The 23,885-nt window shown below is 55.6% G+C and carries 21 protein-coding genes, 3 tRNA genes and 1 pseudogene; 18 read left to right on the top strand and 7 right to left on the bottom strand.

The window, feature by feature from the left end; all coding sequences use genetic code 11:
* Positions 1-59: 59 nt before the first annotated feature.
* The 10 genes and pseudogenes from ACTG2U_RS21285 (at position 60) to ACTG2U_RS21240 (ending at position 11,844) form a co-directional block, all read left to right on the top strand.
* The gene (locus ACTG2U_RS21285) at positions 60-389 is read left to right on the top strand and encodes a translation initiation factor (protein ID WP_005337385.1); all 330 of its coding nucleotides are present in this window, start codon (positions 60-62) and stop codon (positions 387-389) included.
* A 259-nt stretch (positions 390-648) separates the two neighbouring features.
* Entirely contained in the window at positions 649-1,206 is a 558-nt protein-coding gene (locus ACTG2U_RS21280; protein WP_005337386.1) for a TMEM165/GDT1 family protein, read from the top strand.
* Between the two features lie 164 nt (positions 1,207-1,370).
* A pseudogene (locus tag ACTG2U_RS21275) lies at positions 1,371-2,308 on the top strand (DUF2157 domain-containing protein).
* Complete coding sequence (locus ACTG2U_RS21270; RefSeq protein ID WP_439973836.1) at positions 2,301-3,305, top strand: DUF4401 domain-containing protein; 1,005 nt, start codon at positions 2,301-2,303, stop codon at positions 3,303-3,305. Before ACTG2U_RS21275 ends, ACTG2U_RS21270 begins: the two are co-directional and overlap by 8 nt.
* On the top strand, positions 3,302-3,820 hold the full coding sequence (locus ACTG2U_RS21265; RefSeq protein WP_323977781.1) for a GDYXXLXY domain-containing protein: 519 nt from the start codon (positions 3,302-3,304) through the stop codon (positions 3,818-3,820). Before ACTG2U_RS21270 ends, ACTG2U_RS21265 begins: the two co-directional genes overlap by 4 nt.
* 71 nt (positions 3,821-3,891) lie before the next feature.
* Positions 3,892-4,638 (top strand): substrate-binding periplasmic protein, encoded by a 747-nt coding sequence (locus tag ACTG2U_RS21260; RefSeq protein ID WP_150389310.1) that lies wholly within the window; start codon positions 3,892-3,894, stop codon positions 4,636-4,638.
* A 126-nt stretch (positions 4,639-4,764) separates the two neighbouring features.
* Positions 4,765-5,511, top strand: a complete 747-nt coding sequence (locus tag ACTG2U_RS21255) for a substrate-binding periplasmic protein (protein ID WP_439973834.1) — start codon at positions 4,765-4,767, stop codon at positions 5,509-5,511.
* A gap of 139 nt (positions 5,512-5,650) precedes the next feature.
* A complete protein-coding gene (locus ACTG2U_RS21250) occupies positions 5,651-6,406 on the top strand; it encodes a substrate-binding periplasmic protein (protein WP_429207633.1) in 756 nt (251 codons plus the stop codon).
* Positions 6,407-7,518: 1,112 nt separating this feature from the next.
* Entirely contained in the window at positions 7,519-9,714 is a 2,196-nt protein-coding gene (locus ACTG2U_RS21245) for an AAA family ATPase (protein WP_439973833.1), read from the top strand.
* A gap of 18 nt (positions 9,715-9,732) precedes the next feature.
* On the top strand, positions 9,733-11,844 hold the full coding sequence (locus tag ACTG2U_RS21240) for a UvrD-helicase domain-containing protein (RefSeq protein ID WP_439973832.1): 2,112 nt from the start codon (positions 9,733-9,735) through the stop codon (positions 11,842-11,844).
* Between the two features lie 706 nt (positions 11,845-12,550).
* On the opposite strand, the gene cysS is transcribed toward ACTG2U_RS21240, so the two are convergent.
* Complete coding sequence (gene cysS, locus ACTG2U_RS21235) at positions 12,551-13,927, bottom strand: cysteine--tRNA ligase (RefSeq protein ID WP_439975096.1); 1,377 nt, start codon at positions 13,925-13,927, stop codon at positions 12,551-12,553.
* Positions 13,928-14,139: 212 nt separating this feature from the next.
* On the opposite strand from cysS, the gene ACTG2U_RS21230 reads away from it, so the two are divergent.
* From ACTG2U_RS21230 to ACTG2U_RS21210, 5 genes are all read left to right on the top strand, one after another.
* On the top strand, positions 14,140-14,637 hold the full coding sequence (locus ACTG2U_RS21230) for a peptidylprolyl isomerase (protein ID WP_005337417.1): 498 nt from the start codon (positions 14,140-14,142) through the stop codon (positions 14,635-14,637).
* Positions 14,627-15,424 (top strand): DUF4269 domain-containing protein, encoded by a 798-nt coding sequence (locus tag ACTG2U_RS21225; RefSeq protein ID WP_429011500.1) that lies wholly within the window; start codon positions 14,627-14,629, stop codon positions 15,422-15,424. Before ACTG2U_RS21230 ends, ACTG2U_RS21225 begins: the two co-directional genes overlap by 11 nt.
* The gene (gene lpxH / locus ACTG2U_RS21220) at positions 15,421-16,152 is read left to right on the top strand and encodes a UDP-2,3-diacylglucosamine diphosphatase (RefSeq protein WP_216962110.1); all 732 of its coding nucleotides are present in this window, start codon (positions 15,421-15,423) and stop codon (positions 16,150-16,152) included. Before ACTG2U_RS21225 ends, lpxH begins: the two co-directional genes overlap by 4 nt.
* Before the next feature lie 255 nt (positions 16,153-16,407).
* Positions 16,408-16,584 (top strand): DUF3606 domain-containing protein, encoded by a 177-nt coding sequence (locus ACTG2U_RS21215; RefSeq protein WP_005337420.1) that lies wholly within the window; start codon positions 16,408-16,410, stop codon positions 16,582-16,584.
* 247 nt (positions 16,585-16,831) lie between these two features.
* A complete protein-coding gene (locus ACTG2U_RS21210) occupies positions 16,832-17,080 on the top strand; it encodes a GlsB/YeaQ/YmgE family stress response membrane protein (protein WP_005350930.1) in 249 nt (82 codons plus the stop codon).
* Positions 17,081-17,145: 65 nt separating this feature from the next.
* On the opposite strand, the gene ACTG2U_RS21205 is transcribed toward ACTG2U_RS21210, so the two are convergent.
* Complete coding sequence (locus tag ACTG2U_RS21205) at positions 17,146-18,495, bottom strand: sensor histidine kinase (protein ID WP_439975142.1); 1,350 nt, start codon at positions 18,493-18,495, stop codon at positions 17,146-17,148.
* A 49-nt stretch (positions 18,496-18,544) separates the two neighbouring features.
* Positions 18,545-19,219, bottom strand: a complete 675-nt coding sequence (gene tctD / locus ACTG2U_RS21200; RefSeq protein WP_429011501.1) for a transcriptional regulator TctD — start codon at positions 19,217-19,219, stop codon at positions 18,545-18,547.
* A 222-nt stretch (positions 19,220-19,441) separates the two neighbouring features.
* On the opposite strand from tctD, the gene ACTG2U_RS21195 reads away from it, so the two are divergent.
* Genes ACTG2U_RS21195 through ACTG2U_RS21185 form a run of 3 tightly spaced genes read left to right on the top strand, consistent with a single transcriptional unit; the run spans position 19,442 to position 22,413 of the window.
* Entirely contained in the window at positions 19,442-20,428 is a 987-nt protein-coding gene (locus tag ACTG2U_RS21195; protein WP_439975095.1) for a Bug family tripartite tricarboxylate transporter substrate binding protein, read from the top strand.
* An 11-nt stretch (positions 20,429-20,439) separates the two neighbouring features.
* Complete coding sequence (locus ACTG2U_RS21190) at positions 20,440-20,871, top strand: tripartite tricarboxylate transporter TctB family protein (RefSeq protein ID WP_005350923.1); 432 nt, start codon at positions 20,440-20,442, stop codon at positions 20,869-20,871.
* Positions 20,872-20,880: 9 nt separating this feature from the next.
* Positions 20,881-22,413, top strand: coding sequence for a tripartite tricarboxylate transporter permease (locus ACTG2U_RS21185; RefSeq protein WP_302246127.1), 1,533 nt, complete (start codon positions 20,881-20,883; stop codon positions 22,411-22,413).
* 416 nt (positions 22,414-22,829) lie between these two features.
* On the opposite strand, the gene ACTG2U_RS21180 is transcribed toward ACTG2U_RS21185, so the two are convergent.
* The 4 genes from ACTG2U_RS21180 to pgsA all read right to left on the bottom strand — a co-directional run bounded on the left by ACTG2U_RS21180 (position 22,830) and on the right by pgsA (position 23,878).
* A tRNA-Leu gene (locus tag ACTG2U_RS21180) sits at positions 22,830-22,916 on the bottom strand.
* Between the two features lie 41 nt (positions 22,917-22,957).
* Positions 22,958-23,031, bottom strand: a tRNA-Cys gene (locus ACTG2U_RS21175).
* A 35-nt stretch (positions 23,032-23,066) separates the two neighbouring features.
* Positions 23,067-23,142: transfer RNA gene (locus ACTG2U_RS21170), tRNA-Gly, on the bottom strand.
* A 181-nt stretch (positions 23,143-23,323) separates the two neighbouring features.
* Positions 23,324-23,878, bottom strand: coding sequence for a CDP-diacylglycerol--glycerol-3-phosphate 3-phosphatidyltransferase (gene pgsA, locus ACTG2U_RS21165; RefSeq protein WP_031227442.1), 555 nt, complete (start codon positions 23,876-23,878; stop codon positions 23,324-23,326).
* Between the last annotated feature and the right edge of the window lie 7 nt (positions 23,879-23,885).

Raw genomic sequence — 23,885 nt, 5'->3', positions numbered from 1 at the left:
TCTTCAACTTTTATTTGAGTAAAATCAAACTCCGCTTAGCTAACCCATAAAGTATTGCCATGAGTCACGACAACAACAGCCGCCTCGTTTACAGCACAGATGGCGGCATGATCAAGGAGCAGAGCGCTCCCCAATCCGCCTCCCCCTTCCCCACCGACGGCACCGTGCGCATTCGCCGCGAGACCAAGGGGCGCAAGGGCGCCGGGGTGATCACCATTCATGGCGTACCCGCCGATCAGCAAAAATCCCTGGCCACCCTGCTCAAGAAAAAGTGCGGCACCGGAGGTGGTATCAAGGAGGGAGTGATCGAAATCCAGGGGGATAAACGGGACCTGATCAAAACCGAGCTGGAGAAAGCCGGTTTCAGCGTCAAGCTGGTGGGTGGCTGATCCCCTTGTCACTCATGCGGTTTTTCCCTAGAATGCCCGCTCCCATCGAGGGGGAGTAGTCTCGCACGCCGGTGCCATCCATTGCATGAATACCGGTTTGCGACCCTGATCAACATACTTGGTGCCAAATCACCATGGTCAGGGTGATCCATGCCAACCATGGATTTGACAAGACCTTTGACGGGCCAGTGCCAATACCGGGGACGGATGGCGCAGGCTTGTCTTTGGTTTATAACAATTCCGTCCCCCGGTCATTTTTATGGAAGCCTTGTTAACCTCAACCCTCAGCGTCGCTATTGCCGAAATCGGCGATAAAACCCAGCTGTTGGCGTTGCTGCTCATCTGCCGTTTTCGCAAGCCCTGGCCCATCATCGCCGGCATGCTGGCGGCTACCCTGCTCAACCATGCGGGCGCCGCCTGGATTGGTGAGTTCATCAGCCGCTGGCTCGATCCCAAGATAATGACCTGGCTGGTCGCCATCGCCTTTATCGCCATGGCTATCTGGATTTTGGTGCCGGACAAGATGGATGACGAGGAGAGCTCGCTGGATAAATACGGCCCCTTTATGGCCACCTTCGTGCTCTTCTTTATTGCCGAAATTGGCGACAAGACCCAGATTGCCACCGTGCTGCTGGCCGCCAAATATGACTCGCTGGTGCAGGTCATTACCGGGACCACCCTCGGCATGATGCTGGCCAACGTGCCTGTGGTGCTGATCGGCAAGCTGGGGGCAGACAAGCTGCCGCTCAAGGGGATCCGCATCGCCTGCGCCATCCTCTTCGTCGGCCTCGGGGTGAGCACTCTGATCTTTGCCTGATCGCCTTTTCCGCTGCTCAAGCCCTCCCCTGTGGAGGGCTTTTTTGTTTGCTGCTTTGTTTGCTACGTAATCCGCTGTCGCAACCACCAGCCGCAGAGCCAAGGGACAGTGCACGGTTGCGGGTGCCTCATGCCATAATGGGGCAAACCTCGTGGAGTCCCCCCATGCACAACGTATCAAGAGAGACGCTTCTCGAATGGGTCAAACAGGGACGGCTGGCGCCAGAGAAGCTGGCGGACGCCCTGACCCTCGCCGATCTTCCCCCCATCCGGCGCGCTGGCAGTGGCTGTTTGACCGGCTGCTGCTCTGGCTCGGCGCCATCTGTATCGGGGCTGGCCTCATCTTCTTCGTCGCCTTCAACTGGCAAGAGCTGGGCCGGGTCTCCCGCCTCGCCCTGCTGGAGGCACCGCTGCTCGCCATGCTGCTTCTGCTGTGGCGCAAACCGCTGGGGGATACCCCCCGTCAGGCGCTGCTGCTCGCCATCGCCCTCAATATCGGCGCCCTGCTGGCGCTGGTGGGTCAGACCTACCAGACCGGCGCCGATCCCTGGCAGCTGTTCGCCACCTGGGCGCTGATGCTGGTGCCGCTGGCGGTATTTGGCCAAAGCCCCCTGCTCTGGACCTTAAGCTGGCTGCTCGGCCAGCTGGCGCTGGTGCTCTACTGGCGGCTCGGTTTGTTCACGCTCTTCTTTACCTTTGATGAAGAGGGATTGGGCTGGTGCCTTACCCTGCTCAACGCCGCCCTCTGGGGTCTGCTTCTGCTGGCGCCAAACCGCTGGCGCCTGATGCCAAGCTGGCTGGCGGGTCTGGCTGCCGGTCTGGGGGCCACCCTGCTCACCCTGCTGGCGCTGTTTGATGCCGCCTCCCCGCTGGTGTGGCCGCTCTGGTTTGGCTGGCTCGCTGCGGCCTATGCCCTGTGGCACCACAAATTTATCGCCGGACTCGCCATGGGGTGCCTCAGTCTGATTGCCGTCATCCTCGCGGCGCTGGGCAAGTGGATGGAGCCCGACATCAACGGCTTCTTGCTGCTGAGCCTGATTGCCATCGGCCTTTCGGTCACCGCCGCCCGCTGGCTGCAACAACAACGGAGGTCTCATGAGTGATCTGACCTTTTGGCAAGCACTGCAACAGGCCAATCTGGTAGAAGGGGAGATGCCCCGCAACAACCAGCCCCACTGGTCGAGCCGCTTTCTGCTGGGGCTGGTGGGCTGGATTGCCGCCCTGTTCCTGCTCTTTTTCCTGTTTCTTACCTTCGAACAGCTGACCCGCGAGGCCAACAGCGCCCTGCTGCTGGGGGCCGTGCTGCTGGCGGGGGCCTACGCCCTCAATCGCAGCCAAAGCGGCGATCTCTGGGATCAGTTCGTGCTGGCCCTCACCCTGGCGGCTGATGCCTGGCTGCTCTATGGCCTGCTCGATCAGCTGGACCTTCATCACGCCCTGCTCTGGTTTGGGTTGTGCCTGCTGTCCCTTGCCATCGCCGTGCTGTTCGATCACTGGCTGGTGCGGCTGTTTCACAGCGTGGCGGCGGCCCTGCTGCTCACCCTTGGCCTCGCCTGCCTCGGGCTGCAACTGCTGGCCCTGCCGCTGGTGATGGCGGCCATCACCTTCTGCTGGCTGCGGGCAGATAGGGATCCAGAGCGTCACCAGCTCTACCACTCCATCACGTTGGGGCTCGCCCTCTCCCTGCTGGTGCTGGGCCGTCTGCACCACCCGCTCTGGGACGGCGGCAGCAGCATGCTGGACGAACTGGGGCTGTCCCGCCTGCCGCTCTGGCTCAATCCCCTGCTCTGCGCCGCCCTGCTGCTGGCGGTGATGGTGAAACTCAAGCTCCCCCTGCTGTTTGGCCTGCCACTGGTGCTGATCAGCGCCGTTATCCCCGGCATGGGGGCAGGCGCACTGGTGCTGATCCTCGGGTTTTATGCCGGCAGTCTGGGGCTGATGACCCTCTCGGCCCTGCTGCTGCTCGGTTATGGTTCGCTCTATTACTACGATCTGGGGCTCACCCTGATGACCAAATCCTGGCTGCTGCTGGGCTCCGGCATCCTGCTGCTGGGGGCCCGCCAACTGCTCACCACCTTTGCGGCAAGGAGCGACTCATGAAACCTGTCACCCGACAACTCGCCCTGTTGCTGAGCGGCCTCGCCATCCTGGCAGGCATCAATGCCACCGTCTGGCGCTATGAGCACGCCATGAGCAGCGGCGAAGTGGTGCTGCTGCGGCTCGCTCCGGTCGATCCCCGCTCTCTGATGCAGGGGGATTACATGCGGCTGAACTACGAGATTGCCCGCGAGCTGACCAGCCGCGATGCCCGTGCGACTCAAAACAAGGGCAGCGATACCCTGGTGATCCGCCTCGATGCCCATCAGGTAGCCACTCTGGTGGCCGCTGGCAAACCGGATCGACTCGCCAGCGATGAGCGGCTATTGCAGGTGCACCAGAGCGAGCGGCAGTGGCAGATTGGCCCCGATGCCTACTTCTTTGAAGAGGGCACGGGGGGGCAGTACGAAAGAGCCCGCTACGGCGAGTTCCGGCTGCAGGCGGATGGCAAGACCCTGCTGGTGGGGCTGCGGGATGAGGCCTACCAACCCATCGGGCAGATCCGCGCCCGCTGGTAACGGCAGTGAGTGGCTATTTACGCTGTTCATGGTCACACTCAAGAGAAGGTTGATCGCTAAGGATGTTCCCAATGAGGATATGGCTGATCTGTCATCTGTTGCTGCTCTGCTGGGCCTCGACGGCCCGGGCTGATCTGGGCAAGCTCGAGTACCTCACCGAAGAGTACCCCCCCTACAACTTCAGCGATCCGCAAGGCCAGCCCACCGGCCTTGCGGTCGATCTGCTGCAGATGATCTGGCAACACAGCGGCATGACACCCCAGCCGGTGCGCATCCTGCCCTGGGCGCGAGGTTATTACTTGCTAACCCAGAAGCCCAACGTGGTGCTCTTCTCCACCGCCCGCACCCAGGCGCGGGAGGATCTCTTCAAGTGGGTCTGCCCCATCGGCTACTCGGAGTACATACTGCTCGGCCGCAAAGCGCAAAACATCACCCTGACCGCCTTCGAACAGATGAGCCAGTACAAGATCAGCGCGGTGCGCTCGGACGCCGCCGAGCAGTTGCTGCTCAACAACGGCATGGATGACAACAACATCATCCCGGCCAACCGCCTGTCGCAGGGGTTGAAGATGCTGCTCTCCGGCCGCGCCGACCTGCTCGCCACCAGCAAGCTGGCGGGATATGACGCCATCCGCGAACTGAAGCTCAATAGCGACGACTTCAACGTGGCCATGGTGCTGAGCGCCGAGCAGCTCTGCTACGCCTTCAGCCGTCAGGTGCCAGACAGCGAGATCACCCTCTTTCAGCAGGGCCTGACCCGCGCCCTCGCTTCGGAGGAGTTTCGCAAATTGCAGGCCAAATACCTGCCGGTGCGCTGAGCACTCACCCGATGGGCAGCAGTTCGCTGCCCATTTTATTGATGAAAGATGCAATAGAGGTGGCTAGCTATTCCCGCCGCAAGCAGTCAAACTGGGCTACATAGTTGATTGCGAAGGATCTTTCCCGTGCGGACATGGCACCTACCTCATCTGCTACTGCTCTTGTGGGCCACCTTCGCGCAGGCCGATCCGGGCAAGCTTGAGTATCTGAGCGAAATCTCTCCCCCGTTTAATTTCAGCGACCAACAAGGGATGCCGACCGGATTGTCGGTGGAGCTGATGCAGCTTATCTGGAAAGCGCGGGGCGTATCGCCCCAGCCCATCCGCATTCTGCCCTGGGCCCGGGGCTACAACCTGCTGCAACAAAAACCCAATGTGGTGCTCTTCTCCACCGCCCGCACCCCGCAGCGGGAGGCGCTTTTCAAGTGGGCCTGCCCCATCGATCACTCGGAGTTTGTGCTGCTGGGGCGCAAGGCGGACAACATCACCCTAGGCTCCGTGGCCGAGATCAGCCGCTACAAGGTCGGCGTGGTGCGCTCTACCGTCTCCAGACAGCTGCTGCTCGAACGCGGTATCGATGAGCGCCAGCTGATGCTGGCCAACCGCCTCACCCAGGCGGCCAAAATGCTCACCTCAGGTCGCGCCGATCTCTTTGCGACCAACAAGCTCGCGGGCTATCAAACCCTGCAGCAGCTCGGCTTCAAGCCGGATGACTTTCATGTCGCCTTCGTGCTGGATGCCAGACCGCTCTGCTACGCCTTCAGCCGTCAGGTGCCCGACAGCGAGGTCGCCCTCTTTCAGCAGGCGCTGACCCAGGTCGTCGCCTCGGCAGATTTCTCGGCCCTGCAAGCCAAATACCTGCCACTGCGCTAACGCCCTGATCGCCGCCGACACAGGGCGCAAGATGGCGGCCGCCCCTCGCGCTTTTTTGCCAAACATGCTCCATCGCCTTGGCGAAATCGGCCAGCTTGGTCACACTTGAGCAGATATTCCCTTGATCAGGATGGCAAAAATGAAACCATGGATTGGATTGGCCGGGGCGCTGCTGGCCACCCTCGCACAGGCGAGTCCTGAGCTCGGCAAACTGCACTACATCACCGAAGAGTACAAACCCTACAACTACGCCGATGCCAGCGGTGCCCCCACCGGCCTCGCGGTCGAGCTGCTGCAACTGGTGTGGAAAAAGACCAATACGCCGGCGCAGCCCATCACCATCATGCCCTGGGCGCGCGGCTACTACCTGCTGACCCAAAAGCCCAATGCGGTGCTCTTCTCCACCGCCCGCACCCAGGCGCGGGATCCCCTGTTCAAGTGGGCCTGCCCCATCGGGTATGCCGAGATCGTGCTGGTGGGGCTGGCCGATCGCAATATCACCATCACCAAGCTCGACGATGCCAAGGCGTTCAATATCGGGGCGGTGCGAGCCGATGTGGGGGAGCAACTGCTGCTCAACAACGGCTTTGACGAGACCAAACTGATGGCCGCCAACCGGCTGGCACAGGCGCTCAAGATGCTCACCTCAGGCCGGGTCGATCTGGTCTCCACCAACAAGACCACCATGGAGCAGCTGATCGTCGAACAAAAACTCGATCCCGCCCGCTTCAAGGAGCAGTGGGTACTGAGCTCGGAGCAGTTCTGCTTCGCCTTTAGCCATCCGGTGAGCGACGAGCTGGTCAAGGAGTTCCAGACCGGCTTGACCCAGGTGCTGGCGAGCAGCGAATACCCGCTTCTGCACAGCAAATACTTCCCAACCCCTACCGCCAAATAGCGGCGCGGAGTCGAGCGCCAACAACAAGGGGCCCATTGCGGGCCCCTTCGCTTTTTCCGTTTGCGCTCCCCTCTTTTTACCTTTTGCGTCCCCCTCGCGGCGTCATCCCACCGCCCCGCTACGACCAAACCCCGACAATCATCAACTAATCGCGAATTAATAAAAGTTTGTGCCAGCGCAAAAAATCACTCTTTTCTGATAGTTAGCTCATCAAAACCATAGATAAGACCACTCTGGCTCCGTAATATGGCGACGGGCGTCTGTTGACCCCTTTTCCGAGATCAATGGTCAACGGCGCAATCTGGTAGCGAGAGTCAGGGGCGGTAGCCACTTTAACGTAGGGTCGATTAGCGAAGCGTAATCGTCCGCGGTAACCGTCCCCTCTCCCCTTGCGGGAGAGGGCTAGGGTGAGGGGGGTCGGTAACGTCATTACATGGCGGAATATCGCCAGCCTAAATGGCATGGCTTCGCCATGCAGGACACGAGGACTCCGTCCTCGATGGGGTTTCGCCGCCGCTGCGCGGCTTGGCGAGTGACTTTTCTTTGCGTGGCCAAAGAAAAGTCACCAAAAGAAAGGCCACCCCCACTTGTTCGCCCTCCTACGGCGGGTTCCCTCGGTTCAGGCAAAAGGTTGGCGGAACGACACAGACGGTACATCCCTGTACCGCCTGCGTCTGCGCCGTCGTCCATGACGGCGCTCCTGACCTTGTGCCCTCACCTCGGCGAACAACAGGGGGCAACACCCAACCCGCAGCACCGAGGCCAGTTAACAAGCGTAGGGTGCAATAAGCGCAGCGCATTGCACCGCGCTAACACTTCCCTGCCTATTCGGGGCAAAGATCGGGCGGGTTGTTATCTCGCAGCCAACCCCTAGCCCACCCCATGGCGAGAGCAGATTGTCGCAGCTATGCAACAAGCACCATCGACATGATTGCATAGGTGAAAAATCATATTGGGTACAGTACAAGTGGCATACATCTCTATCGGGAAACAGTTTTTATTGAAGGCCCGATAGTGAGTGTTTAGTAGTGATAACGACCTTATTTCTCGAACGTTCTAATCGAACCTACGACCCTGAAATAATATATAACAATATATTAGGAGAGATTACAGTGTATTTAGAGAGCCTTAAAATTGAAAACTACAGAAAGTTTCGAAACGAAAACAATCTTGTGAGATTTGTAGAGCCAAGTAACATTACTACTACGCAACAAAATGTAGATAACCCCAAATCAGTTATTGGCCCATCTACAACGCTTATCATTGGTAAAAATAATGCTGGCAAGACAACTATAGCCAATGCATTAAAACTAATACACGAGAATCGGCAACCCCGCTCTACCGATTTCAATAATAACTACTTATCAGAACTACACGATCAATACCTTACTACAGACGATGTAAACATTAGCCTGCCAGAGTTAGCTTTTACTATTAAAGTCGTGGTCGACATGGATAAAAACGACCTTATGTCTGGCTTAATAGAATTTGCCCATACACAAGCTCGCACTGATGGATTGAACAGTATTTTAATAAAAATAAGAATAGAGATTACTGAAGCATCAGTTTATAAAGATGCAATAATAAAACTGGTTGAATACTCCAAGAGGCATAGTTTAAGCCGCAATGAAAGCATTCAATTATTTTACGAGTTATTAGATCAATCATCTGATTTTCTAAATCAGGACTCTGAGAAAAAACTTTTCACTATAAAATACTACAATTCTAATGGACATGAGGCAAAAAAGTTTTCATTAAAAGAACTAATTAACCTTAGAGAAATTAAAGCTAACAGGCATTTAAAAGATGGTGTTTTAAGTGAGGTTTTCAATAAAATTATTAAATTCCAGTTTGACAATGATTTAACTAACAAAGGGATTTTGAAAACGGAAGTCAGTGGTATAAACCAAGTATTAACAGAAAAAATAAAGGCAAAAAGTGATAATGTTTCATCTGTGCTCACACAAATAGAGGATAAAAACCATGTCGACTTGAATTTAAGTGGCAACGTTACTTATGATAAAGTCGTGAAAGAACTAATAAAGTATAATTTTTCTGATAATGGCGATTACATACCTGAAAGTCAGTTTGGACTAGGCTACATCAATCTTTTAAACATTATCGGCGAGATTATTTACTATGTTGATAGTTATAAAAAAGATAGCCAAAACAGTTCTATTAATTTACTGTTTATAGAAGAGCCAGAAGCATTTATGCATCCTCAGATGCAAGAGTTTTTCATCAACAGAATTGATAATGCAGTACAAAAGGCTTTGGAAATTTCTAAAGGCTCTGATGAGGATAGCAAAATATTAAATTGCCAAATAGCTATAACTACCCACTCATCTCACATTGTCAATAGTAAGATACATAGCAGCAACTCGTTTAATAATATTAACTATCTCAACATTATAGATAAATCAGCCAACGTTATAAATTTAAATGATGATGTTATATCAGCTGATTTAGATGATAGCAAAGATCTTAAGTTTATTAAAAAACATATAAAATATAAAGTTTCCGAGCTATTTTTCGCTGATGCAATTATTTTTGTTGAAGGTGCAACTGAAGAAACCCTTCTTCAGTTTTACATAGATAAAGACCCGATTTTAAAAAATAGCTACATATCTATTTTTAATATAAATGGAGCGCATGGGAAAGTTTATTTCCCATTAGCAAAAAAGTTAAAAATCCCATGTTTAATTATCACGGACTTAGACATTAAAAGGTCTCCCTGTCAAAAAAACAAGCCCCATAATATATCTGATGACGATTGTATAATTTGTGGGCATAAGAAAGACATTGCTGACACCCCTGAAATTAAAGAAAAAATAAATTACTCTCAGATAAAAGATTTGGATGGATTCCAGACTACAAATGCAACTATAAAATTTTTCATGAGCAAAAAACCTTCTGTATCTACAGAAAAAGATCTGAAAAACATAGACTATATTAATGATGAAAATATTTTTGTTGTTTTTCAGAAAGACATAATCAATGATTATTATGCAACTAGCTTGGAAGAAGCATTTATACTTGAAAACTTTAATAACTCAATCCTAAATTCAGCTCTAGAGTCCTGCAAGCCACGTACATATCATCAGATTGTAAAAGCTAAAAGCACTAAAAATTTCGAGGCATTGAAACACAGGTCGTTTGAAATTCAACGTGCACTTTCAGATAGTAAAAGTGACTTTTCTGGTGAGTTACTCTATCAATCTATCATTTCAGACGACAATAGCTACCCAACACTACCTAGATATATTTTGGATGGATTTGCTTGGGTAAAAAATAAATTATCAGAATAGCCTTATATGAGGTTGGCAATGTCCAATAAATTAATAGATGAAGCTCAAGTCACTCAGACCTTATTTGATACCATAGACAGAAATGATAGTTTCATATTTAGTGCCGGTGCAGGTTCAGGAAAAACCTACGCATTGATAGAATGTTTGAAATATATACTAAGGAATAACTTTGAACGCCTTCGCAATAATAATCAACAAATGGTATGTATTACATATACTAACGTTGCTGTAAATGAAATAAGAACTCGACTCGGAAATTCAGATACTGTTATAGTTTCAACAATACATGAGATGCTCTGGTCAATTATTCAAAGATTTCAGTCAGAGCTTGTCTTGATTCATCTTAGCAAGATCAGTAGCGAACTAGAGAAACTAGATGCGGAGTTATCGAGTGATCCAAATGACAAACTTGGTTTTTTTACTTTTTTATCACTAGAAGAGCAAAATTCTTGTATCGAACTAATCAGAAATACCAAAGAAATTTATTATGCACATCAGAACTCAAATTCAGCAACTTTCAAAGCCGCTTATACACCTTTTGAAGATAAGTACGGTAAAAGTAAAATCCATTCATGGCTAAGGAACTACAAGGTATTTCAAGAAGTAGCAAAGCGCATATATAGAAAAGATCGATATACTCAGTGCATTGAAAATATAAAGTCATATAAAAATGGCTATACAGCGGTCATTTACGATAATAAGTTTAACGCAGATAGATTAGATAAAATGAGATTTAGTCACGATACTTTATTAGAGTATTCCTATAGCCTCATTAATACTTATCCATTGCTAAGTAGATTGATTATTGACAAATATCCATATTTTTTCATTGATGAATACCAAGACACTAATAAACATGTAGTGAATTTGATAAGGCTAATATATGACTTCTCTATCAATAATAAAAGGGATTGGTTAGTAGGATATTTTGGTGATACTGCTCAGACCATCTATCCTGATGGCATAGGCATTAAACTTGAAACTATTTATAGCGATTTAAAAACCATAACCAAAATATATAATCGCCGTTCACATCTACAAATCATCGATACAGCTAACGCAATAAGAAATGATGATATATCTCAAGTCCCAATCAATGATGGCAGGAACCAAGGAAATGTCATATTTTATTACGCACCACCTGAAAATGATAAGGCTAGAGTTGATATAGCAAAGAAATTTATAGAGAAGTATATAGTTCAAGTCGGAGATGATGATGGTATTGACTGTTTGGTACTAACAAACAAATTAATGGCTGAGATGAATGGATTTGGTGATATTTATCATGCATTTAAACTGGCAGAGAATATATATTATGATGATTTGAACACAAAATTATTATCCAATGAACTTGATAAATTAGACCCCACCATACGAATCATATATAAGATAGTCAATCTTTATTTATTGGTTAATAATCATAATTCAACATACTACGAACTTTTTGGTGATAAGGGCAGAATAGTTAAGTTTTCGGAAGCTAATGATTTTCTAAAAAAGATGCGTGCATTTAAAGCCATAACATTAGGTGACTTCCTATCTGAAATTTCAAACTACTATATTGATAGTCCCAATCCCCCCCCTTTAAATATTTTTATAAATTCTTTTTTGGGTTCAAATTTTGATGATGTACTGAAACATAAAAATATTCAATCATTTATAAAGTATTTACTGAAAGAACTAATGTTGCCCCGTAGTGAAGGCGGGCATGAAAATGATGACCTAGAGATAGCAAGAGTCGACAACATTCTAAATATCAGACTCGAAACATGGGCCCTCTGGGTCAATTATATTAACGAAACTATTCCTGGCCCTATAAGATATCACACATACCACGGAACGAAAGGTGAAGAATATAGTAATGTAGCTATTATTATGGAACATAGCTTTGGTCGAAATAGTAAAGGGAGGGATAAATTTAAAAAATTTTTCTTATACAGAGCATCAACAGATGAAACTACCTTGCCCACCCCTGATGATGATGACATTTTCAATACTAGAAATTTAATTTATGTTGCGTGCTCAAGGGCGATTAAAAATTTATGGGTTCTTTATTTAGATGACATTAATGAAATAGAAGGTGGTCTAAATAAAATTTTCAAAAAAATTGAACCATGGAAAAATTCATAACCTATGGCGATTGAATTCGCCAAACACGCTTCTACCCCCACTAAAAAACTATTTCGTCAACCCCTTGCACCGCTCTTCCCCTGCGGAGTAATAAACCATCGACCAGAAAAATAAAACCACGGGCGGGCACGGTATTGGTTCCCCCTTCAAGCCGCTTGGTCGAGTTCAACGGGTCAGGAGCGCCATCAGGGATGATGGCGCAGCCGCAGTCGGCATATGGGCCAAATCGGATCAGGGCGAGCACTGCTCGTCCCCGATTTGGCGCGAGAACAAGGAGGTTCGAAGCGGGCTTTGGTCGAAGCCAGGGATGGCGTAGGACAAAGTGCAGTCTGCGGCGACCCGTTGGACGAGACGAGGGAACCCGCGAAGCGGGCGGTTTACCGGGGGAAAAGACTTTTGGTGACTTTTGGTCTTTCAAAAGTCACTCGCCCCAGCCCGAAGGGCGGGCGAAACACCTTCGAGGGCAGCGCCCTCGCATCCTGCATGGCGAGGCCATGCCATTAAGGCGTAGGACGATATTCAGCCGAGAAATGACGTTAGCCCCCTCACCCTAACCCTCTCCCACAAGGGGAGAGGGGATCAGAGCCTAGGCCACCGAGGCTTAAAAGGTGTCTAGGGAAAAGACAAACAAAAACCGCAGCCCTAGGGCTGCGGTTTTTTATTGGCTCAACCTGTTGGCACCAGACGCCAACAAGGCCAACCGGCCTTAGGCACGGCGCCAGCTGGTCTTGCCGGCGCTGTCTTCCAGCACGATGCCCATCTCGGTGAGACGGTTGCGAGCGGCATCGGCAGCAGCCCAGTTCTTGTCGGCACGGGCCTGATTGCGCTCGGCGATCAGGCGCTCGATTTCGGCAACCTCTTCGTCCGCTTCGTCACCCTTGAGGAAAGCCTCGGGGTCTTGCTGCAGGATGCCGAGCACGGCGCCCAGCTCGCGCAGACGGGCGCCGAGGCCAGCGGCGACAGCGATGTCTTCACCCTTCTGGCGGTTGATCTCGCGCACCAGATCGAACAGGGCGGAGTAGGCTTCCGGGGTGTTGAAGTCGTCGTCCATCGCTTCCTTGAAGCGAGCCACCTGCTCGTCACCACCGGCAGCCGCGGCTACCGGCAGATCGCGCAGGGCGGTATACATGCGCTCCAGCGCGGCGCGGGCTTGCTTCAGGTTATCTTCCGAGTAGTTGAGCTGGCTGCGGTAGTGGCCAGACATCAGGAAGTAACGGACGGTTTCGGCGTCGTAGTGAGCCAGCACATCGCGGATGGTGAAGAAGTTGCCAAGGGATTTGGACATCTTCTCTTTATCGACCATCACCATGCCGCTGTGCATCCAGGTGTTGACGTAGTCGCCACCGTGGGCGCAGCAGGACTGGGCGATCTCGTTCTCGTGGTGCGGGAACTGCAGATCGGAGCCGCCGCCGTGGATGTCGAAGTGGTTGCCAAGGTGCTTGGAGTTCATGGCGGAGCACTCGATGTGCCAGCCAGGACGGCCCGGGCCCCAGGGGCTTTCCCAGGTCGGCTCGCCGGGCTTGGACATCTTCCACAGCACGAAGTCGAGCGGGTTGCGCTTGGCATCGACCACGTCAACGCGGGCACCGGCTTGCAGTTGTTCCAGATCCTGGCCGGAGAGCTTGCCGTAGTCGGCGTAGGATTCGACGATAAACATCACATCGCCGTTATCCGCCACATAGGCGTGCTCTTTTTCCAGCAGGGATTGCACCAGCTCGATGATCTCTTCGATGTGCTGGGTGGCGCGCGGTTCGATATCCGGGCGCACCATGCCGAGGGCGTCGAAGTCAGCGTGCATGTCGCCAATCAGACGCTCGGTCAGCTCGTCGCAGGTGACGCGGGTTTCAGCGGCGCGCTTGATGATCTTGTCATCCACGTCGGTGATGTTGCGCACGTAGGTGAGGTCATAACCGGCGTAACGCAGGTAGCGAGCCACCACATCAAAGGCGACGAAGGTGCGGCCGTGGCCGATATGACAGTGATCGTAGATGGTGACACCACACACATACATGCCCACCTTGCCCGGGTGGATAGGTTTGAATTCTTCTTTTTGACGAGTGAGTGTGTTGTATATCTTCAGCATCTTCTAACCACTGCCTGTGAGTAAAATGGTTGGTCATAATACCCCGTTCAGGGGCAGAAAACGAGGCAGAAAAGAGGGCCAATCCCGCCTGCCAGCACGGTTACGGCGCCAGAGAGACTATGCCGCCAGCCCCTGATGGGCTAGAATTGCCACCACTTTATGCCATACACCTGCGGGCACTTCGTCGTCCGCATCAAATGAAAGGACATATCATGGTCACTCTGCACACCAATCACGGCGACATCACCCTCACCCTGAATGCTGAAAAAGCCCCGGAAACCGTGGCCAACTTCCTGCAATACTGCCGTGACGGTCACTACGACAACACCATTTTCCACCGCGTCATCGACGGCTTCATGATCCAGGGCGGCGGCTATGCCCCGGGCTTTGAAGAGAAAGACACCCGCGCCCCCATCAAGAACGAAGCGGCCAACGGTCTCTCCAACAAGATCGGCACCATCGCCATGGCCCGCACCATGGAGCCGCACTCTGCCAGCGCCCAGTTCTTCATCAACGTGAACAACAACGACTTCCTCGACTTCAAATCCGCTACCACTCAGGGCTTCGGCTACTGCGTATTCGGTGAAGTGACTGCCGGTATGGACGTGGTCAACAAGATCAAGGGCGTCAAGACCGGTAACTACGGCCGCATCCACCAGGACGTGCCGGTAGAAGATGTAGTGATCACCAAGGTGACTCTTGCTGACTGATCTCTGCCGACTCGGCACTGACAAAACTGCGGCCCCGGCCGCAGTTTTTCCATCTGCCTCGCCCACAGCCAGTCCGAACTGGCGCCGCCTCGACTATCTGGCCCACGGCAACCCGCGTCAGCGCTCGGCCCATGCCCTGCTCACCGCCGGTGTGTGGGATGATCTGGCAGCGCAGTGCGCCGATCTGGCGCTGGTAAGCACGCTGGCCATCGGCCTCGATCGGCCCGGCAGCGATCTCGATATTCTCTGCCAGCATCCCGATCCGGCGGCATTTGCAGCTACTTTTGCAGAGCAAGGCTGGCAGGCGAGCCCCAAGGGCGACAATATCTGGCTGCTGGAGCGCACCTTTTCCTGCCTCGACCAAAAGAGCATCGATAGCGATTGCTCCAAGAGCGAGGCCCGCTGGCCGCTGGAGCTCTACGTGACCCCAGCTCCCATCGAGACGCTGAACGGCTGGCGCCACCTCACCCTGATGGCAACTTTGCTCGAGCGGTTTGGTGATGCCTTCTACCGCGAAGTGCTGCGCCTGCGCCTTGAAGATGGATTGAAAGGGGAAGCAGCCATGTGCCGGTTGCTGGGGCTGGCGGGCGATCCTTATGAAGCGCTGCTGACGCTGGAGGGATGCAATCTGGCCGAGCTGTCATGGCAGCCGCCATCCCGTGACGATATCCATACCTTAACTGGCGCGATGGCGCCCGCAGCGCACTATTCGTCCGCTGTTGTTTCTACTACCTCTGCCACCCCCGTTTGCCCTGTTTCGACCGAGAGCCCGACCCCCACATCATGAGCACCCTTTTTATCAGTGACATTCACCTCTCTGCCCAGCGGCCCGATATGACCGCGGCACTGGTGCGCTTTCTCGAGCACGACGCCCCCGGCGCCGATGCCCTCTATGTGCTGGGGGATCTCTTCGAATTCTGGATTGGCGATGATGACCCCAATCCGCTTCATCAACAGATGGCCGATGCCTTCTTGGCCCTGAGCCAGCAGAACGTGCCCATCTACTTTATCCACGGCAACCGTGACTTTCTGCTGGGGCAGCAGTTTGCCAAGCGCGCGGGGATGACATTGCTGGGTGACCCCTGCGTCATCGACCTCTATGGGGAGCGGGTAGTGCTGAGCCACGGCGATCTGCTCTGCACCCTGGATGAGGGGTATCAGAAGTTTCGCCGCATCACCCAGCTGAAATGGCTGCGCTGGCTCTTTTTACGGCTGCCGCTTGCCCGCCGTCAGGCCATCGCCTGCAAGATGCGCGGCCAAAGCCAGATGGAGAACGCCCACAAGAGCCAGATCATCATGGATGTAACGCCCGCGGCGGTGGACGACACCCTGCGCGCCCACGACTGCCGGATGATGATCCACGGCCACACCCACAGACCCGCCATCCACGACTTCACCCTTGATGGCCAGCCCGCCCGCCGCATCGTGCTGGGAGACTGGTTCGAGCAAGGCTCGGTGCTGGTCTGTCGCCCCGGCGAGCAGCGGCTGGAAATGCGGGCGCTGGCAGAGGCTTGATAGCCCGCCAGTCCGGTTGACCACCAAGCGCCGGCCCCCCATCACTCCCCATCGTTCGCGCTATCCGGTTCACAGCGCATCAGGCGCGAGCGAATAAGTGGTGATCGCTCACAGATCAGCAAAGCAAACCTGCACTCCTCCTTCAGTCCCCGGGTTGTGTGAACCCCGTCACCTTGCCCCTTGCCAATTGAGAGGATGATGGCGCTCAGGCAGAAACATCTTTCTCGCCAGCTATTTCAACAAGTTGAGGTTTATATGCCTGACAGCAATGCGGTCGCTCACCCGTTCGATGCCAAGAAGATCAATGTCAACGATCCCTATGAGATGAAGCAGTGGATCAAAATGTTCGAGTGCACCGAAGTCCAGCTGAAACGGGCGGTCAAGGCAGTCGGCACCTCAGGCAAGGCGATCAGAAAATACCTCAAGAAGTGAGGGGGCAACCCCGTCACAAACCCGGCCCCGCTCGCGGGGCTTTTCTCATCTTGGCCTTTACGTGGGCCATCCCCGCCCCTGTTTGGCGGCGCACATACCGCCATTCAACCTCTCATAACCGGACTGTGCAGCCCGACCAGCGCCGGCCGCCGTCCGACAGCTTGTGACCAGCCAGCGCCGTCCGGCCCTTCGCATCCCGGCATCCCTGCCTATAATGCGGGCTCAAACACACAGAGAGGATTAATCCATGGGCTTTATCAGCTGGATCGTATTGGGACTGTTGGTGGGTATTCTGGCGAAGTGGATCATGCCGGGCCGCGATGGCGGTGGCTTCTTCATGACCGCCCTGCTGGGGATTGTCGGTGCCATGGTTGGCGGCTATGTGGGTACCCTGCTGGGGCTGGGCTCGGTGACCGGTTTCAATATCCCGAGCATCGCGCTGGCGACCGTGGGTGCCCTTATCGTCCTGTTTGTCTTCAACAAGATCCGCAGCTGACCCCCAACGCCATCTATGTGTAGATAAACAGGGCACCGCGAGGTGCCCTCTCTTTTTTATCGCCCTCACGATGTTGCCAGCGGCAAGATCAGCCTCACCTGCAAGCCCCCCAGCTGGGTCGCTGGCAGCAACACCACTTCGCCGTGGTGGTAGTGGGCGATATCGCGCACCAGCGCCAGACCAAGCCCCGCTCCCGGCTGTTCGCTCCCCTGCTCGAGGCGCTGGAACGGCTGCCAGACTCGCTCCGCCAACTCGGGGGCGATGCCGGGGCCGCTATCCTCCACCTCCAGCCAGATCTGCCCGTGGCTTCGCACCACCCGCGCCGTCACGGTGCCGTGGGGCGGGGTGTATTTGATGGCGTTGTCGAGCAGGTTGGCGCAAAGCTCCCCGAGCAACAGCGGCTCCCCCGCCACCATGATGGCGGACTCCTCCCCCTCGTAACCGAGATCGATTCCCTTGCTGCGGGCCTGCGCCAGCCGTGACAGACAGGCCTGCTGCACCAGCGCCGTCATCTCGATGGGCTCACGCTGGCGCAGCCCGGAGCACTCGTCCGATTTGAGCCGGGCCAGCAGCAGTAACCGCTCGGTCAGGGCAATGGTGTGATCGAGCAGTACGGCCATGGCATCGAGACTTTCGCTCATCAGGACCGGATCGCCACTGCCGCGCGCCACCTCAACTTGGGTTTTCAAAATGGTGAGCGGGGTGCGCAGCTGATGGGCTGCATCGGCGCTAAAGCGCTCCTGCCGGGCCACCAGCTGGCGCAATCGGGCCAGCTGGCGGTTGAACGCCTGCACCAGCGGCCGGGTCTCCTGCCAGGGGAGCAAATCCGGTAAGGGTGCAAGATTGGCGGCATCGCGGCGCAAGATTTCCCGCGACAAACGGCGCATCGGGGTGAGCAGCCGCTTGAGCAACAGATAAGCGAGCAGCAGGGTGAGCACCACCAGCGCCCCCTGTGTCAGCAGGGCCGACCAGAGCAATTGCTCCGCCAGTTGCTGGCGGCCGAGCAGGGTTTCCGCCACAGTGATGCGGGCCATGCCGTTGACGCCCCCCTCACCTACCGGTTGCAGCAGCATCACGGCACGGATCGGCGCCTCCTGATAAAGCCCGTCGTAGAAGTAGGCGAGCGCCGGATAGCGGTCGGTCAGCGGCGTACCCTCCGGCATGGGGGGCAGATCGTCAAAGCCGGAGATGACCCTATCGTCGATGCCGCGCACCTGATAGAAGAGGCGATCGCGCATGTTGCGCTCGAAGCTGTCGAGCACCACGTAGGGCACATCCACCCTGAGGCTGCCTTCGGCTGCCGTCAGCCGCTCGGCGACGGTGCGGGCCGAAGCGAGCAGGGTGCGATCATAGGCCGAGGTAGCCGCCGCCAGCGCGCCGTAGTAGCTGTACCAGGCCGAGGCAGCCCAAAGGATCAGCAGGGGGCCCCCCAGAAACAGCAGCAGTTGATGGAGCAGGGAGCGACTAATGGGAGGCCTCCGGCGCCGCTTCCAGCAGATAGCCCAGCCCGCGCAGGGTGGTGATCGCCACCCCGCTGCCCACCAGCTTTTTGCGCAGCCGGTGGATATAGAGATCGATGCTGTCGAGCCCCACCTCGTCATCGAGGTTGAACACCTGCTCGAACAGCTGCCCCTTGGCGACGGGCCGCCCGTGGCGATACATCAGCGCGGTCAGCAGCGCCAGTTCGCGCGGAGTCAGGGCAAGGCGGGCATCGGCCAGCAGAAAATAGCCGTCGGGGTGCAGGGTCAGGCGCCCCAGCCGCAGCTCGGCACCACCGCTTTCGCTGCGCCGCAGCAGGGCTCGCAACCGGGCATCCAGCTCCCCCAGATCGAACGGCTTGGCCAGATAGTCATCGGCACCGGCATTGAGGCCGCAGATCCGCTCCTCCACCGCGCCGCGGGCGGTGAGCAGCAGCACCGGCACCCCCTGCCCCCTACTGCGCAATCGGCCGAGTACCGCCAGCCCGTCGAGCTTGGGCATCTCGATATCGAGCACCGCCAGCGAGTACTGTTCGTGGCGCAGCAGGTGGTCAGCCTGAGCCCCGTCAGCCACCCAATCCACCGCGAAACCGGCGGTGGTGAGTGCCCGCGACAGCCAGTGGGCCAGTTCGTGATTATCTTCCGCCAACAGCAAGCGCATCCCTCTCCCCTTGTTCCTAACCACGGCATTCAGCCGCACTGCTTCAACTGCATCCCTTCGTCACTGCCATTGCGGGAGAAGGTGCGATCAGGGTCACACTCCCGGCTCTTGGTCAGTGATTGAAAGGTGAATGAAAGGTTGTTGTTTTAACAATTTCGCATCACTTCGTCTATCGACGGAGTCACACCCAGGAAAAACAACGACAAGATGGAGCACACAACCATGAAGCAACGCACACGTCATGCCCTCGCCCTGCTGACCCTGCTCGGCGCCCTGCCACTGCAGGCGGCCGAAAGTGCCACGACCCCGAGCCGTACCGAATGCATCGCACCGGCCAAACCGGGCGGTGGTTTCGATCTCACCTGCAAGTTGCTGCAGGTGAGCCTGCAGGAGACCGGCACCATCGACAAACCGATGCGGGTCACCTATATGCCGGGCGGGGTTGGCGCCGTGGCCTACAACGCCATCGTGGCCCAGCGCCCCGCCGAGGCGGGGACTGTGGTCGCCTTCTCCGGTGGCTCCCTGCTCAACCTCTCCCAGGGCAAGTTTGGCCGTTACGGGGTGGACGATGTGCGCTGGCTGGCGGCGGTGGGCACCGATTACGGCATGATTGCGGTGCGCCACGATGCCCCCTATCAGAACCTCAAGGAGCTGGTGAGCGCCATGGAGCGCGATCCCAACAGCGTGGTGATCGGCGCGGGTGCCTCCATCGGCAGTCAGGACTGGATGAAGACGGCTCTGCTGGCCAAACAGGCCGGGGTTGACCCGCACAAGATGCGCTACGTCGCCTTTGAAGGGGGTGGCGAGCCGGTCACCGCGCTGCTTGGCAACCATGTGCAGGCGGTCTCCGGCGATCTGAGCGAGATGGTGCCCTATATCGGCGGCGACAAACTGCGGGTGCTGGCGGTGTTCTCTGACGAGCGGCTGCCCGGCAAGCTGGCCACTATCCCCACCGCCAAGGAGCAGGGTTATGACCTGGTGTGGCCGGTGATCCGCGGCTTCTATGTCGGCCCCAAGGTGAGCGACAGCGAATACCAGTGGTGGAAGCAGACCTTCGATCAGCTGGTGAAGACCGACACCTTCAAGGCGCAGCGGGATCTGCGCGGCCTGTTCGAGTTTGACCTCACCGGCGAGGCCCTCGACAGCTACGTCAAGGAGCAGGTGGCGCAATATCGCGAGCAGGCCAAAGCCTTCGGTCTGGCCAAATAGGAGCCGCTGCTATGAGCGATCGCATCTTCGCCGCCATCTGGCTGCTGCTCTGTCTGGCAGGCGCCGCCATCGCCTGGCAGATCCAGAGTGAATACAGCTATGAGCCGCTGGGGCCACGCCCCTTCCCGCTCGGCATCATCGGCCTGATGGCGCTCTGCGCCCTGTTGCTGCTGCGCCGCCAGCCGGACACCGTCAGCTGGCCGCCGCTGCGTACCCTGCGCCACCTCGCCATCATGGTGGTGGCGCTGGCCGGGTACGGTGCCAGCTTCGAGTGGCTGGGCTTTCCGCTGGCCACCACCCTGCTCACCTTTGTACTGGGGCGCCTGTTTGGCGCCTCTGCCAAAGCCGCCCTGCTCTCCGGCGTCGTCGGCGGTCTGGTGCTCTATCTCGCCTTCGACCGGCTGCTGGATGTCACCCTGCCCCTCGGCGTCTGGTTCTCTTAAGGAGTCAATATGGATACCTGGATGTACCTCTCCCAGGGCTTTGCGGTGGCACTCACCCCGGAAAATCTGGTGATTGCCCTGATCGGCTGCTTTGTCGGCACCGTAGTCGGTCTGCTGCCGGGCCTTGGCCCCATCAACGGGGTCGCCATCCTGTTGCCGCTGGCTTTTGCCCTGAAACTGCCCCCCGAATCGGCGCTCATTCTGCTCGCCACCGTCTACATAGGTTGCGAGTATGGCGGGCGGATCTCCTCGATCCTGCTCAACGTGCCGGGGGATGCCGCCGCCATCATGACCGCGCTGGATGGCTACCCCATGGCCCAGCAGGGCAAGGCGGGAGTGGCCCTCTCCATCTCGGCGGTCAGCTCCTTTGTCGGCTCCATGCTCGCCATCGGTGGGATCATTCTGTTCGCCCCGGCGCTGGCGCGCTGGTCCCTCGCCTTCGGCCCGGCGGAGTATTTCGCCCTGATGGTGTTCGCCATCGCCTGCCTCGGCAGCATGATGAGCCAGAACCCGCTCAAATCCTTTATGGCGGCGCTGATTGGGCTCGGGCTCGCCACCGTTGGAGTGGATGCCAACACCGGCGTCTATCGCTTCACCTTCGACAGCGTTCACCTCTCGGACGGGGTGCAGTTTATCGTGGTGGTGATCGGCCTCTTCTCGGTGAGCGAGATCCTGCTGATGCTGGAGCACACCAGTGGCGGCGGCAAGCTGGTGCGCACCACCGGACGGATGCTGTTCAACTTCAAGGAGCTGGTCCATTGCACCGGCACCATGTTGCGATCCTCCACCATCGGCTTCTTCGTCGGCATTCTGCCCGGCGCCGGTGCCACCATCGCCAGTGCCATCACCTACATGACCGAGAAGCGCCTGGCGGGGCCCAATGCCAAATTCGGCGAGGGGGACATTCGCGGCGTTGCCGCACCGGAGGCGGCCAACAACGCCTCAGCCTGCGGCTCCTTTATCCCCATGCTGACACTGGGAGTGCCGGGGTCGGGTACCACAGCAGTGATGATGGGGGCGCTGACCCTCTATAACATCACCCCCGGCCCCACCATGTTCACCGAACAGCCCGATGTGGTGTGGGGACTGATCGCCGCCCTCTTGCTGGCCAACGTCATGCTGCTGGTGATGAACATCCCCATGGTGGGGCTCTTTACCCGCATGCTCTCCATCCCGCTCTGGTTTCTGGTACCCGCCATCGCCAGCGTCTCGGCGGTGGGAGTCTATGCGGTGCACAGCACCACCTTCGACCTGTTGCTGATGGTGGGCCTCGGGGTCTTTGGCTACCTGCTGCGCAAGATGCACTTCCCCATGTCACCGCTCATTCTGGGCTTCGTGCTGGGTGAAATGCTGGAGCAGAACCTGCGCCGCGCCCTCTCCATCAGCAATGGCGACACCGCCATCCTGTGGAGCAGCGGCATCAGCAAGACCCTGCTGGTACTGGCCATTGCAGTGATCACCCTGCCCCCTCTGATACGCCTGCTGCGCCGCCGCAAAGCCGCTCCGCTGATCCCGGACGCCCGCCCGGAGCAGGGAGCCTGACCTGATAAGACAGAGATGACGGGTTTATTGATACAAAAGGGCGAGATCTGAACGATCTCGCCCTTTTTAACAGACCGCATCCATCTGTCACTGACGATATAAAAACACCCAACATATCAACACTAATCGCCCCGCTTTCTCTGACACTTCAAGAGCCTCAAATTGACGTCATTCAACAAGTGTTATGAGCAAGCTGAAACGTTGCACGGAGGAATTCAAACTGGCCGCAGTATCCCTTGTACTCGCTCTGTATTCCCCACCGAGTCAGGAGGTGGGCAAGCCTGATAGTGAGCTTGAGCTGGCAAGTAAAAGCCGCAGGCTCTACCGGACTACACCTGTGTGGCTCAAATGTGGACTCGGAGGAAAAAGAAAAAGGCCACTATTTCTAGTGGCCTTTCGTAACTCTTTGATTTTAATGGTGCCCGAGGCCGGAATCGAACCGGCACGACGCGAACGTCGAGGGATTTTAAATCCCTTGTGTCTACCGATTTCACCACTCGGGCACCGCAATCGGTATCAAGCTCGCGTGGCGGGCTTGTCAATATGGAGGCACGTTCCGGAGTCGAACCGGACTAAACGGATTTGCAATCCGCTGCATAACCGCTTTGCTAACGCGCCATGCAAAAGAGAGTTGGCTCTCTATTGTCTGAATTTGGAGCGGGAAACGAGACTCGAACTCGCGACCCCGACCTTGGCAAGGTCGTGCTCTACCAACTGAGCTATTCCCGCATTGGTCTGGCTGACTGCCTGACTACGAGGACGCATTCTAGCGATGTTCCTCGTCCAGTCAACCAGAAATATTTAATTACCTGATCGTTCGGGCATTTTTTGCCCTTTTTGAACAGTTTTAGCGCCTTTGCTCATTTCCTGTCTCAAATCAGCGGAAACCTCACCTTGCGGCGCAAGTGACTCACAGGTTGGCGTGGTGGGTCAAATCGCCCCAGGCGGCCTTCATGTACTGGAACATCGACCAGAAGGTGAGCACGGTAGCGACATAGAGCATCACATAGGCGAGCCACACCATCCAGACGTTGTATTGCCAGATAAGACCGGTGAGCGACACCATCTGGATCATGGTCTTCCACTTGCCAATCCAGCTGACCGCCACCGAGGAGCGTTTACCGAGCTCGGCCATCCACTCACGCAGGGCGGAGATGATGATCTCGCGGCCAATCATGGTCATGGCGGGGATAGTAACCCAGATGGTGTTGTAGTGTTCGACGATGACCACCAGCGCGGCGGCAACCATGATCTTGTCGGCAACGGGGTCAAGGAAGGCGCCAAAGGCGGTGGACTGATTGAGCTTGCGAGCCAGATAGCCATCAAACCAGTCGGTGGCAGCGGCCAGAATAAAGATGATGGCGGCAGCCAGATAGGACCATTGATAAGGCAGATAGAACAGGATGACGAAGACGGGAATGAGCAAAATCCGGAAAAACGTCAACAGGTTAGGTATGTTTGTCATTATTTTC

The sequence above is a fragment of the Aeromonas sp. 95A genome, from assembly GCF_051919235.1.
Lineage (GTDB): Bacteria > Pseudomonadota > Gammaproteobacteria > Enterobacterales > Aeromonadaceae > Aeromonas > Aeromonas veronii.
Note: the sequence above shows the minus strand (reverse complement) of the source record. Positions and strands in the feature narration are given on the sequence as shown.